Source organism: Ferruginibacter yonginensis (assembly GCF_042651465.1).
Lineage (GTDB): Bacteria > Bacteroidota > Bacteroidia > Chitinophagales > Chitinophagaceae > Ferruginibacter > Ferruginibacter yonginensis.
In genome coordinates, this window is the sequence record NZ_JBHSCZ010000001.1 from 1,071,964 (window position 1) to 1,085,275 (window position 13,312).

A 13,312-nucleotide genomic window follows, 5' to 3' on the forward strand; every position below is an offset into this window, starting at 1 on the left:
AACATTATTTAAAAATACATTTCAAACAACTTCTATGGCATTCGACATTGCAATGATTCAGAAGCTTTACGCTGCTTTTCCTGAAAGAGTAGCCGCTGCTCGTACATTGATTGGGAAACCTCTCACCCTTACAGAAAAGATTTTGTACGCTCACTTATGGGAAAATAACCATACTACGCCTTTTGAAAGAGGTAGTTCGTATGTAGATTTTGCACCAGACCGTGTAGCAATGCAAGATGCTACGGCACAAATGGCTTTATTACAATTTATGCAAAGTGGCCGTACCAAAGTAGCTGTACCAAGTACAGTGCATTGCGATCATTTAATTGAAGCCAAAGAAAACAGTGCTGTGGATTTAAACAGGGCTGTAAATGAAAGCAGCGAAGTATATGATTTCTTATCATCGGTTTCAAATAAATATGGTATCGGTTTTTGGAAACCTGGTGCTGGTATTATTCACCAAGTAGTGTTAGAAAACTACGCTTTCCCAGGTGGAATGATGATTGGTACAGATAGCCATACTGTAAACGCAGGTGGCTTAGGTATGATAGCAATTGGTGTGGGTGGTGCTGATGCTTGTGATGTAATGGCCGGTTTACCATGGGAGCTTAAAATGCCCAAATTAATTGGTGTAAAATTAACAGGTAAGTTAAGTGGATGGGCATCTGCAAAAGATGTTATTTTAAAAGTAGCAGGTATTTTAACTGTAAAAGGTGGTACAGGTGCAGTAGTAGAATATTTTGGAGAAGGCGCTACCAGCATGAGTTGTACAGGTAAAGGTACCATTTGTAATATGGGTGCTGAAATTGGTGCAACTACATCAACCTTTGGGTATGATGATAGCATGAGCCGCTATTTAAAAGCAACTGGTCGTGAAGAAATTGCCAACATGGCCGATGCTATTAAAGAACATTTAACGGGTGATGCTGATGTATATGCCAACCCAAGTGCGTATTTTGATCAAGTAATTGAAATCGATTTAAATACGTTAGAACCACATTTAAACGGACCATTTACGCCAGATTTAGCAACGCCAATTTCAAAAATGAAAGAAGCTGCTTTAGCCAATGGATGGCCTACAAAAATTGAAGTAGGTTTAATTGGTAGCTGTACCAACTCATCTTATGAAGATATTAGTCGTGCAGAAAGTTTAGCAAAACAAGTTGCAGCAAAAGGCTTAAAATTAAATGCAGAATTTACCATTACTCCAGGTTCAGAACAAGTACGTTTTACCATTGAGAGAGATGGCTTTTTAGATACTTTTGGAAAAATTGGTGCTACCGTATTTGCGAATGCATGCGGACCATGTATTGGTATGTGGGCACGTGTGGGTGCTGAAAAAGCTGAAAAAAATACCATTGTACACAGTTTCAACAGAAACTTTGCAAAACGAGCAGATGGTAACCCTAACACATTTGCATTTGTAGGCTCACCTGAAATTGTAACTGCTATGGCAATTGCTGGTGACTTAACCTTTAACCCTTTAACGGATAGTTTACAAAACGATAAAGGCGAATGGGTAAAATTAGATGAACCAAGTGGCTACGAATTACCACCTAGAGGCTTTGCTGTAGATGACCCTGGTTATCAAGCACCTGCTGAAGATGGTAGTGGTGTAACCGTAAAAGTAGCACCTGATAGCAAGCGTTTACAAATACTAGAACCATTTGCTGCTTGGGAAGGTACTGATTTAAAAGGACTTAAATTGCTCATTAAAGCAAAAGGCAAATGTACTACCGACCATATTTCAATGGCAGGTCCATGGTTAAAATTCCGTGGCCATTTAGATAACATTAGTAACAACATGCTCATTGGTGCAGTTAATAATTTTAATGATAAAACCAACTTTATTAAAAACCAATTAACTGGTGAATATGGTGCCGTACCAGATACACAACGTGCCTACAAAGCTGCTAATATTGGTTCAATTGTAGTGGGTGATGAAAACTACGGTGAAGGTAGTAGTCGTGAACATGCTGCTATGGAACCACGTCACTTAGGTGTGAGAGCTGTATTGGTAAAATCATTTGCTCGTATTCATGAAACCAACCTTAAAAAGCAAGGTATGTTAGCATTAACATTTGCTGACAAAGCTGATTATGAAAAGTTTCAAGAAGATGATACAATTGACATTGTAAACTTAACAGCATTTGCACCAAATGAACCACTTACCATGGTTTTACACCATGCTGATGGTACTACTGATACAATTCAAGTAAACCATACTTATAACCAACAACAAATTGAGTGGTTTAAAGCAGGTGCCGCTTTGAATATTATTAGAAGAGAATTCGCTGCAAAACAAGCATCATAAAATGCAATTGATATAATCGTAAAATGGCTCCATTATTAGTGGAGCCATTTTTATTTTGTAAAGTGCGAAGGCTGTCTAAGAATAGACAGCCTTTTCAACTTTAAATCAAACCCAAAACTAACTAAGGTTTCTTTTTCATCATTTCGTCTTTTTTCATCATCTCCTCTTTCTTCATCATCTCTTCTTTCTTCATCATTTCATCTTTCTTCATTTTTTCATCAGCCATCATTTTTTCATCTGCCATCATCTTCGCAGATTTTTTCTTTGATTTTTTGGTTGATTTTTTAGCCATTTCGGTTTTCTCCATCATTGGCTTTTCTGTTTGAGCAAAAGATGCTGTGGTGGCCATGCCAGATAATAGTAGTGTGGCTACAATAGTTTTAATGTGTGTCATTTTAAAATGTTTTTTACTAATACGCAAACAATTTTATTTGCTTACAAAACATTTAAAATAAAACAAGCTGCTAAAATTATGGCACTAAGTAAAAACCAATCCCATTTACATTGAGTTGGTTGTTGCCAGTTTTCATACCACCAGCAAATTGCCGATCAAAAGAGGCGTAGTAAGTAAAGTTATTTGGGCCTATTGCTTTCACTTTGCCTTGAAAAGCTTTATCATCAAACGAAGTGTAGTAGTTAATATTTGTTATACCAACAGCTTTTAATTTACCTTTTAAAGCTACATTATCAAACGTGCTGTAATAACTGAGTTGGTTAGAGCCGATAGATTTTATTTTGCCTTTTGCCAATTCATCTTCAAAAGGTTGATAATACGTAAACTGTAAACTACCAATTGATTTTATTTTACCTCTCAATATTTCAACGTCGAACGAACTATAATAGGTAATGGCTGTACGCCCTAAATATTTTAATTTTCCTGCAAAAGCAGCATTATCATATTGTGTAAAAAAATCGACCCTTCCATTATATTTTTCTAGTCTTGAATAATTTGCAACCCTTTCAGAAAAATATTCAGTACCATAATCGATGATGTTACCATCTAAACTCATATTGATAGTAGCACCATCATCAGTTAATACCGCCAATTTTTCCGTTTCGCCAGTACTTTTGAGGTATACCCTATTAATACGTTGTGCAACAACATTTGCCACCATCAAAACTAAAAAGCTAACAAATGCGAAACGTTTCATTTTTTTATTTTAAAAATACCAATTTTACTTATAAATGAGCTACAATTTAAGTTAAAGCTTTGTTTGCAAACGTACGACCATCTCGTTTTTCCAACTGGTAAATGTACCGGCTAAAATTTGTGCCCTAGCTTGTTTTACCAACCATAAATAAAAAGCAAGATTATGCACACTTGCAATAGTTAACCCCAAGTATTCTTTGGCTTTCATTAAATGACGCAAATACGATTTTGAATAGTAGTTACTCATAGGGCAATCAATACCATCATCTATTACTGAAAAATCATTTTCCCACTTTTTATTGTCTATATTAATGATGCCTTTTGAGGTAAACAACATAGCATTACGTCCGTTACGGGTTGGCATTACACAATCAAACATATCAACACCTAAAGCAATATTTTCTAAAATATTCCAAGGCGTACCAACACCCATTAAATACCGTGGTTTTTGTTCTGGTAAAATATCGCAACACAATGCAGTATACTCATACATTACTTCAGTAGGTTCACCCACACTAAGGCCACCAATAGCATTACCTGTAGCGTTTTTTGAAGCAATATAATATGCTGACTCAGTTCGTAAATCTTTATAAGTACTACCCTGCACTATGGGAAATAAGTTTTGAGTATACCCATATTTATCGGTGGTATTATTAAAATGATTTATACACCTATCTAACCAACGATGGGTTAATTCCATACTATTTTTAGCATACTTAAAATCGCTTGGGTAAGGTGGACATTCATCAAATGCCATAATTATATCACCGCCAATTATACGCTGTGTATCCATTACATTTTCTGGAGTAAATAAATGTTTACTACCATCAATATGTGATTGAAAAACCACCCCTTCTTCTTTAATTTTTCTATTGTTAGCCAATGAAAAAACTTGGTAACCACCACTATCGGTTAAAATGGGTCTATCCCAACCATTGAATTGGTGTAAGCCACCAGCAGCCTCTAAAATTTTTAAGCCTGGTCGTAAGTATAAATGATAAGTATTGCCTAATATAATTTGAGCATTTACCTCTTGCTTTAATTGCTGTTGTGTTACCGCTTTTACTGTACCCACTGTACCCACGGGCATAAAAATGGGTGTTTCAATAGTACCATGGTCGGTAGTAATAACGCCTGCCCTAGCTTTTGATAGGGTATCGGTTGTTTGTAAATTAAATTGTAATGCAGCCATAAACCTAAATGCTATTAAAAATGCAACAATAAAACAATTAAACTATAAAACAATTAAACTAATTAGGTATTAAATAATATTTTTGCAGCGATGACTTTTAACTACCTGCTACTAATTTTACCGAAGGCACTCTTTATTATATTTTGTGTAATTGCCGCTATTAAACTTTTTTACTTTGCATTTTTTTATGCTCGTTTGGCATTTTATAAAACACCTCCTAAAAATTCATACAGAACCAATGCGGTATCAGTAATTGTGTGTGCCAGAGATGAAGCTGCCAATATTGCTAAAAACTTACCAGGCTTATTGGTACAATCATACAACAGCACCCACGAAGTAATTGTGGTTGATGATAATTCGTTTGATGAAACCAAATATTTACTCGAAGAAATAAAAAAAGAATTTAAACAATTACATATTGTTTCGCTAACCCAAGAAGCGAAAATGATTCCGGGAAAAAAATTCCCTCTAAGTATCGGTATAAAATCAGCTAAATATGAAATTGTGTTGCTCACTGATGCTGATTGTGTGCCAAAAACAGAACATTGGATCAATAGTATGCAAAATACTTATGATGACGATACTGAAATTGTTTTGGGTTACGGAGCATACCATAAAAACAATACTTTTTTAAATAAACTTATTCGTTGGGAAACGTTTTATACAGCTTTACAATACCTGAGCTATGCCTTAGCTGGTAAGGCTTATATGGGTGTAGGAAGAAATTTATCATACAAAAAAACGATATTTTTTAGACACAAAGGTTTTAGTGCACACAACAATATACCTGGCGGCGATGATGACCTATTCATTAATACAGCAGCAACTAAAACCAATGTAAAAATTAATATTGAGAAAGATAGTTTTACATTGAGCAGTCCTGCTAAAAATTGGCGCCAATGGTTTCACCAAAAAAATAGACACTACACCACTTCAAAACATTACAAATTTGAACATCAATTTTTATTAGGCTTAAATGCGCTTACACAGTTTTTATTTTACCCTTTATTAGTAGTAAGCTGTATAATGTATAATTGGGAAATAACTTTATTGATTGCTGCACCCATTATTATTTTTCAGGCAATTGTTTATGGAAAAACGTTAAATAAACTAGATGAGAAAGATTTGCTTCCATACTTTTTATTTTTCGAAATGTGGATGTTATTGTACTACATCATCTTCTTCCCTGCCCTTTTAAAAAAGCCCAAACCAACTTGGAAATAATACAGAAACTAGTATAACTTTAATTAACAAATAACTACATGGAATTAATACAAAAATATTTTAATGATTTTACACCTGAGCAAACCCAACAATTGGCTTCATTAAAAGATTTGTATACGGAATGGAACGAAAAAATTAACGTAATTAGCAGAAAAGATATTGATAATTTTTACCTGCACCATGTTTTACATTCATTAACCATTGCTACAAAATTTGATTTAAAACCAGGTATGGAAATTTTGGACCTAGGCTGTGGTGGCGGTTTCCCGGGTGTTCCTTTGGCTATTTTTTTTCCGGATGTACAATTTCATTTGGTAGATAGCATCAACAAAAAATTAAAAGTAGTAAACGAAATTGCTGCTGCGGCCAATATTAATAATATTACCACACAACACTCAAGGGTTGAAGATATAAAGAACAGACAATTTGATACCGTAGTTTCAAGAGCAGTAGCCCCCTTAGGCGATTTATGGCACTGGAGCAGAAAATTAATTCGTAGAACCAGCAAAGCTGAAAAAGCGGTACCCAATGGTTTAATTTGTTTAAAAGGCGGCGATTTAACACAAGAAATTTTTGAAAGCAATTGCAAACCGCATGTATGGGAAATCAATAAAATATTTGAAGAACCCTATTTCGATGAAAAATTTATGTTGTACCAACCATTAAAATAAACAATATGAAAGTTGTAGCCCTATTTGTAAACTTCATGTTTACTGCGTTTGCCGTAAAAGCACAAGATATTTCTTACAATAAAAACATTGTAAATGAACTAACAAGCAGCACTTATTGGGGAAGAGGCTATACCAACAATGGCATGAAAAAAGCTGCTGATTATTTAGCCGCTGCATTTGAAAAAAACGGATTACAACCTTTACAAAAAAACAAATACCTACAACCATTTACATACAATGCCAACAGCTTTCCCGGTAAAATGGAAGTAACCATAAATGGAAAAAAATTAACACCTGGAGTAGATTTTATTGTAAGCCCCGATTGTAAAGGAGTTGATGCTAAAGGTACTTTGGAACAGGTAGATTCTGTAACGTTTGTTGATAAAAAGAACAGCATTATTGTTGTTCAAAATGATAAACTTACATGGTCAGCTGCACAAAAAGTTGTGCCTTATACAGTAATAGAAATCAATAAAAAAACATTTACTGAAACGCCCACATCAATAAAAGCAAACATTGAAAACGAGCTCATTAAAAATTTTGAAGCCAATAATGTAGCGGCATTTGTAAAAGGTACTGCACAACCAGATTCTTTTATTTTTATTACTGCCCATTATGATCACTTAGGTGGTATGGGAAGCAATACATATTTTCCGGGAGCTAATGATAATGCAAGCGGTGTGGCTTTGTTGTTGAGTTTATCAAAATACTATGCGGCACACCCTCAAAAATATTCAATAGGTTTTATACTTTTTGCAGGAGAAGAAATTGGATTGCTAGGTTCAAAATATTTCACAGAGCATCCACTCACACCTTTAAAAAATATTCGCTTTCTTATAAATACTGATTTAGCTGGTACTGGCGATGAAGGTATTACAGTGGTAAATGCAACGGAGTTTCCTAAAGAGTTTGCCATCATGAATAACATCAACAATAATAATAAATACCTCTCAGCAATTGGGGCTCGTGGCAAGGCAGCTAATAGTGACCATTATTGGTTTACAGAAAAAGGGGTACCTGCATTTTTCTTTTATACAAGAGGTGGCATAGCGGCCTACCATGATGTATTTGATAAAGCTGAAACGTTACCCCTTAATGAACAAGCCGATTTGCAATCGCTGTTAATTGCCTTTATTACTGATTTACAATAATCAACATTATGGTTGTAAGGTAAGTAACATATACAAATCGGTTTGTGGTGTGTTACCTATCGGAAAATCATGGGTGTAAGGTGTGCGTTGAAAACCAAATTTCAAATAAAATTTTTGAGCCCTTATATTATGCTCCCAAACACCTAAAATAATATGTTTATAGCCATGGGTGTTGGCAGCATCAATTAAAAACTGCATCATTTTTTGTGCAACGCCTGTACCATGGTGCGTTGCTGCTACATATAACCGTTTTAATTCCACAGTATTGCCCTTTTGCAATATTTCGAAATTTGTTGTGGTAGGTGCAAATAATATGTACCCCACAACTTCATCTGCCACCTCAGCAAAATAATATTGATAGTCACTTTTATTAACCTCTTCAGCTAAAACAGTTTCGTTATAAAAAGTATTTAAAAAGTACTGCATATCTGCTTCGGTGCAGGTGCCCGTAAACGTATCGTAAAACGTTTGTTTCGCTATAAAAGAAAGCGCAGGTACATCTTTCAATGTAAGCCTGCGCATTTTAAATGATTGCATGGTATTACCAAGTTATTTCTAACAAATTATTCTTTCTATCAACATCTGCCATTCTTCTGGTAGGATCAATTTCAATTTTTACCATATCTCTCAATCCAATTTTTGTGTTAAAAATATAAGTAGGGTGTGTCCAACGCCACTCTTCATCAACAATAAATTTACCTATTTCATCTTCTTTTTTTGCACCAAACATGAGGTTTAGTGGAATGCTATGGGTTTCAGTTGTACCATCTTTTTTGGTTAATACAACATCTATTGGCATGGGTAATTGTCCTACCCTTTTTAACCTAATATTGGTACTACCGTTTTCTTCCCAAAGACTATCAATACCATAATCAATTTTTTTTGTGGTGTTTATCCAATACTCTTTGTACCAATCTAATTGTATACCACTAACATCTTGCGCCACTTTCATAAAGTCGTTAGCGTTAGGATGTTTAAAGCGCCAACGGTTATAGTATTCTAACAAAATTTTATCCCTTGTTTGGCTACCAACAATGTAGCCCAATTGGTTAATAAATGTACAGCCCTTTGAGTAAGCATCAATACTATAAGCAAAGTTGGTGTTGTAGTGATCAGCATGTGTGGTCATTGGCTCTTCAATGCCACTTTTAGCCAATGCAAAGTACGATGCATAGCTACCGGCATGGTGTAACGGCAACACTTTACCAATAGAATCATAATATTTTAACCCACTGGTATTTCCTGCTTTTGTCATTTGATCTACCCTTACTTTTTCAGTATAATGATCATCAACTAACTGTGATGAAAATTCTGTAAAGCCTTCATCCATCCACGAGTACATACTTTCATTAGTACCTAACATCATTTGATACCAAGTGTGCATCCACTCATGAAAAACAGTACCCAAACCTGGCCCGTTAATTAAGGTAGCCATTGGGTACTCCATACCACCATCACCTCCTTGTATAAACGAATATTGTGGGTAAGTGTATTTACCAAAATTCTTTTCAATAAAAGGCAAAACAGTAACAGCTGCATCTGCAACGGTATTCCAATCTGCATCATTTTTAGCGTTATCAGGTTTATAATTGTAAATAACGTGTAATGTTGGTCCACCATTAGGCATATTGCGAACCAAGTGTACATATTCAGGATCAGCAGCCCAAACAAAATCATGAATATTTTTACCAACAAATTTCCAGGTACGCTTTGCTGAAGTGATCGATTTTAAATCAGTTCCAGCTTTATCGTATCCCCAACCAATTTCAGCAGCATTGGTCAATACGCCTGTACCGCCAATTTTATATTCTTTATCAATATTGATGGTTACATCATAATCGCCCCACACACCATAAAACTCACGAGCAACATATGGCGTTGGGTGCCAACCTTCATAATCAAACTCACACATTTTTGGGTACCATTGGCTCATACTAAACCTAACGCCGGTTGATGGGTTATCTCTACCACTGCGTCTTACTTGCAAAGGCACTTGTGCTTCAAATTCCATTTCAAACACCACTTTAGTTTTTGGTGCAATAGCTTTGGTAAGATTAACCTCTAAAATAGTTTCATGGTATTTGAATGGTTGCGGAACACCATTCATTTTTAATGAAATAATTTTTTGATAGCCAACTTCATCCGGCTTCAATTTTAAAATTCTATCACGAACCCTTGCATCCCAATCTGCACGACCATTTACGGCCACTTTACCTAACTCTCTACTGCGTACATCCATACTACTGTTGGGCTGAAAAGCGTTCCAATATAAATGATAAAATACCCTATCTAAAGTTTGATCGCTGTTATTACTATATTCTAACCTTTGGGTACCTTTAAACTGGTTTTTAGGTGCATCAACATTAATCACCATTTTATAATTAACCCTTTGTTGCCACCTATTTTCAGGCTGGGCCATTGTTTGCAAACTTGCCAAAGTTGCTAAACATATCAGTACGATTTTTTGCATTCGTATATATTTTTTTAGATAGTAAATTTCGGTAAATAGATTGATGCTATCAATTTTTTGAAAGATTGATTCTTCAAAAAATTACGACTTTCCTGCTACAACAATAACAATTTCGCCTTTAACAGGTTTTGCACTAAAATGTTCAAACACTGTTTGAAGTGTACCTCGTTTGTTTTCTTCAAACTTTTTGGTGAGTTCACGGCTTACACAACAAAGCCTATCTTCTCCTAAATAAGTTATTAAATCTTTTAACGTACGCAGCAAACGCATAGGGCTTTCGTAAAAAATCATGGTACGTTGTTCTTCTGCCATTTTTTTAAAGAAAGTTTGTCTACCTTTTTTAAGCGGCAAAAAACCTTCAAAACAAAAATGATCCATGGGTAAGCCACTATTAACCAACGCAGGTACAAAAGCAGTAGCACCTGGCAAACATTGCACTTCAATATTATTTTTAATACAAGCTTGCACTAATAAATAAGCAGGATCGCTAATACCAGGCGTACCAGCATCTGTTAACAATGCAATGGTTTTACCGGCCATCATTTGCGTAGCTAGGTGCTCCGCTACTTTATGCTCATTGTGTTGGTGGTAGGGCGAAAGCGGCTTGCTGATACCATAGTGGTTCAGTAATACAGATGATGTTCTTGTATCTTCCGCTACAATTAAATCAGCACTTTTTAAAACTGCTACTGCTCTAAAAGTAATATCAGCTAGGTTGCCAATAGGCGTTGGTACAAGGTATAACATGTTGTATACAATAAACTTAAAAAATGGTATTTGAATTACCCAACTATGGTAACCTCAAACATTTCCATAACAGCATTGGCTAATAATTTAGTAGCGGCTTCTGTAGCAATTTGATGTGCAGCTTCTTTACTATCAGCTTCAATGGTTAATTCAATTTGTTTACCAATACGAACATCATTAATGCTCGTAATACCTAAGTTGGCTAAACCTCCTAAAACTGCCTTGCCCTGAGGGTCTAACAAATCTTTTAAAGGCATTACTTTTATTTGTGCAGAAAAAATCATGCTGTTGTTGTTTTAAAAACCAAAGATAAAATAATGTACCCGATAAATATTACTGGCACACTTAACCATTGTAATAAAATGGCTGCACCTATTGAAAAAACAATAAGTATATATTTGGGTAAGTTATTTTTTATAGATACATCTTTAAACTTTAAAGCCATTAATGGTAATGTACTCACCATTAAACCACTTACCACCAAAATAACTGCATACAAAAACCACTTGTTTAAAATTATGTTATTGATGGTATCATTATTAGTATGCCAAAAAATAAGGGGTAAGCTAGCAATTAATAAACCTGCAGCTGGTATGGGTACTCCTTTAAAGCCATACTGTTGGGTAGTATCAATATTAAACCTAGCCAAACGATAAGCCCCTGCGGCAGCCACTAAAAAAGCCGGCAACAACCATATGATAGATGCATCAATACCATCGGGCTCTGCTGCTATACTGCGACGTAAAAACTGGTATAAAATCATAGAGGGCGCCACACCAAAACTCACCACATCAGCTAGGGAATCTAACTGTTTGCCCATTTCTGATGCGGCGTTAAATAACCTTGCTACAAAACCATCTAAAAAATCAACTACCGCTGCAATGCCAATAAATAAAGAGGCTAGCCAAATTTTTTCTGACAAGTCAATAAACTGAGCGTTATTAGCATCATACTGAATAGTGATACCGTTTTGTAAAGTAAATACTATCGCAATACAACCACAAATAAGGTTAAGTAATGTAAATATATTCGGAATTTGCTTGGTCATATTTTAAGAGCGTTTCTTCATTAATGCTTCAATTTCTTCAACTGTAATAGGAATGTTTTTCATTAAATCTTTATTCCCATTTTTTGTGATCCAAAAGTTATTCTCAATACGGATACCCATTTGCTCTTCTTCAATGTAAATACCTGGCTCAACCGTAAATACCATCCCTTGTTTAATAGGTTCTGTACGGGTACCCAAATCATGCACATCAATACCTAAATGGTGTGAAATGCCATGGTATAAATATTTGCGATAAGCTCTATTTGTTGGATCTTCATTTTTAACATCTGCCTTAGTAAGCAAACCAATTTTTTGAAAAACAACTGTAGCTTCATCGCCTACTTTCTCTGTATAATCAACAATACTAATACCTGGCTTTAAAATACTTGCTGCATATTTATGCAAATGCAAACAGGCATTGTATACTTCTTTTTGGCGTTTGGTAAACTTACCATTTACAGGTACAGTACGGGTTAAATCAGCGGCGTAGTTGCCATATTCTGCACCAAAATCCATCAAAATTAATTCGCCACTTTTACACTCTTGGTTATTTTCAACATAATGTAACACCCTAGCTCTATCGCCGCTTGCAATGATGCTTCCATAGGCTTCGCCAGTGGCACGTTGCGATAAAAATGAGTGTAAAATTTCAGCATGAATTTCATACTCCATAATACCCGGCTGTATAATTTGTAATAAACGCCTAAAGGTAATATCAGTAATATCAATAGCTCTTTGTATAACGGCAACCTCTTCTTCACTTTTAATTGCCCTTAATGATTTTAAAATAGGAGCACTACGTTGGTACTCATGCAAAGGATAACGTTCCCTCATTTCTTTGGCATAACGATAATCTCTTACAGCAATGGTATTGGCTTTGCGATCATTTTCGTTGGTATTTAAATATAAATGTTCTGCCAAATGAATCCATGTTTGTAACATGGCATCTAATGTATCTAAATAGATAACGGTTTTAATACCAGATATAGCTTGCGCTTCGGCAATACGAAGACGGCGACCATCCCATTTTTCTTTCAACTCGTTGGGCCTTACAATAACCAACACTTCTCGGTAAGTTTTATCAACATTATCGGGGTAGATGATGAGCATGGTATCTTCTTGCTCTATACCTGTAAGCCAATATAAATCAGAATTTTGCTTAAACTTATGCAATGCATCGCCGTTGGTAGGCAGTTCATCATTACTATTAAAAATAGCAATAGCATTTTTTTTAAGCTTAGCGGCAAACGATTTTCTATTTTGAATAAATATTGTTGGGTTGAGTGGCAGGTATTTCATTATGTTATTTTTGAATGTGCAATATAATTTTTTTAAAGCATATTAA

The 13,312-nt window shown here is 35.2% G+C and carries 13 protein-coding genes; 4 read left to right on the plus strand and 9 right to left on the minus strand.

All coding sequences use genetic code 11. The features are described from left to right. Positions 1-34 precede the first annotated feature (34 nt). Positions 35-2,314 carry an aconitate hydratase gene (locus ACFOWM_RS04680; RefSeq protein ID WP_379707518.1) on the plus strand — a complete coding sequence of 760 codons (2,280 nt, stop codon included), beginning with the start codon at positions 35-37 and terminating at the stop codon, positions 2,312-2,314. A gap of 121 nt (positions 2,315-2,435) precedes the next feature. Here the strand turns inward: ACFOWM_RS04680 and ACFOWM_RS04685 are convergent, their stop codons facing one another. The 3 genes from ACFOWM_RS04685 to tgt all read right to left on the minus strand — a co-directional run bounded on the left by ACFOWM_RS04685 (position 2,436) and on the right by tgt (position 4,656). Next, on the minus strand, positions 2,436-2,708 hold the full coding sequence (locus tag ACFOWM_RS04685; RefSeq protein WP_379707519.1) for a hypothetical protein: 273 nt from the start codon (positions 2,706-2,708) through the stop codon (positions 2,436-2,438). A gap of 76 nt (positions 2,709-2,784) precedes the next feature. Further along, entirely contained in the window at positions 2,785-3,465 is a 681-nt protein-coding gene (locus ACFOWM_RS04690) for a hypothetical protein (RefSeq protein WP_379707520.1), read from the minus strand. A 51-nt stretch (positions 3,466-3,516) separates the two neighbouring features. Beyond that, the gene (gene tgt / locus ACFOWM_RS04695) at positions 3,517-4,656 is read right to left on the minus strand and encodes a tRNA guanosine(34) transglycosylase Tgt (RefSeq protein ID WP_379707521.1); all 1,140 of its coding nucleotides are present in this window, start codon (positions 4,654-4,656) and stop codon (positions 3,517-3,519) included. A 90-nt stretch (positions 4,657-4,746) separates the two neighbouring features. On the opposite strand from tgt, the gene ACFOWM_RS04700 reads away from it, so the two are divergent. Genes ACFOWM_RS04700 through ACFOWM_RS04710 form a run of 3 tightly spaced genes read left to right on the plus strand, consistent with a single transcriptional unit; the run spans position 4,747 to position 7,702 of the window. Beyond that, a complete protein-coding gene (locus ACFOWM_RS04700; RefSeq protein WP_379707522.1) occupies positions 4,747-5,880 on the plus strand; it encodes a glycosyltransferase in 1,134 nt (377 codons plus the stop codon). Between the two features lie 38 nt (positions 5,881-5,918). Beyond that, positions 5,919-6,551, plus strand: coding sequence for a 16S rRNA (guanine(527)-N(7))-methyltransferase RsmG (gene rsmG, locus ACFOWM_RS04705; protein ID WP_379707523.1), 633 nt, complete (start codon positions 5,919-5,921; stop codon positions 6,549-6,551). Positions 6,552-6,556: 5 nt separating this feature from the next. Next, positions 6,557-7,702: a M28 family metallopeptidase gene (locus ACFOWM_RS04710; RefSeq protein ID WP_379707524.1), complete on the plus strand. Its 1,146-nt coding sequence runs from the start codon at positions 6,557-6,559 to the stop codon at positions 7,700-7,702. Positions 7,703-7,708: 6 nt separating this feature from the next. Here the strand turns inward: ACFOWM_RS04710 and ACFOWM_RS04715 are convergent, their stop codons facing one another. The 6 genes from ACFOWM_RS04715 to ACFOWM_RS04740 all read right to left on the minus strand — a co-directional run bounded on the left by ACFOWM_RS04715 (position 7,709) and on the right by ACFOWM_RS04740 (position 13,266). Further along, the gene (locus ACFOWM_RS04715) at positions 7,709-8,239 is read right to left on the minus strand and encodes a GNAT family N-acetyltransferase (RefSeq protein WP_379707525.1); all 531 of its coding nucleotides are present in this window, start codon (positions 8,237-8,239) and stop codon (positions 7,709-7,711) included. A 4-nt stretch (positions 8,240-8,243) separates the two neighbouring features. Beyond that, entirely contained in the window at positions 8,244-10,172 is a 1,929-nt protein-coding gene (locus tag ACFOWM_RS04720; protein ID WP_379707526.1) for a M1 family metallopeptidase, read from the minus strand. Between the two features lie 81 nt (positions 10,173-10,253). Beyond that, complete coding sequence (rsmI, locus tag ACFOWM_RS04725; RefSeq protein WP_379707527.1) at positions 10,254-10,919, minus strand: 16S rRNA (cytidine(1402)-2'-O)-methyltransferase; 666 nt, start codon at positions 10,917-10,919, stop codon at positions 10,254-10,256. Positions 10,920-10,954: 35 nt separating this feature from the next. After that, positions 10,955-11,203 carry a phosphoribosylformylglycinamidine synthase subunit PurS gene (gene purS / locus ACFOWM_RS04730; RefSeq protein WP_379707528.1) on the minus strand — a complete coding sequence of 83 codons (249 nt, stop codon included), beginning with the start codon at positions 11,201-11,203 and terminating at the stop codon, positions 10,955-10,957. Beyond that, positions 11,200-11,967 (minus strand): CDP-diacylglycerol--serine O-phosphatidyltransferase, encoded by a 768-nt coding sequence (pssA, locus tag ACFOWM_RS04735; protein ID WP_379707529.1) that lies wholly within the window; start codon positions 11,965-11,967, stop codon positions 11,200-11,202. The genes purS and pssA overlap by 4 nt, the downstream gene beginning before the upstream one ends. Before the next feature lie 3 nt (positions 11,968-11,970). After that, positions 11,971-13,266: an aminopeptidase P N-terminal domain-containing protein gene (locus ACFOWM_RS04740; protein WP_379707530.1), complete on the minus strand. Its 1,296-nt coding sequence runs from the start codon at positions 13,264-13,266 to the stop codon at positions 11,971-11,973. Between the last annotated feature and the right edge of the window lie 46 nt (positions 13,267-13,312).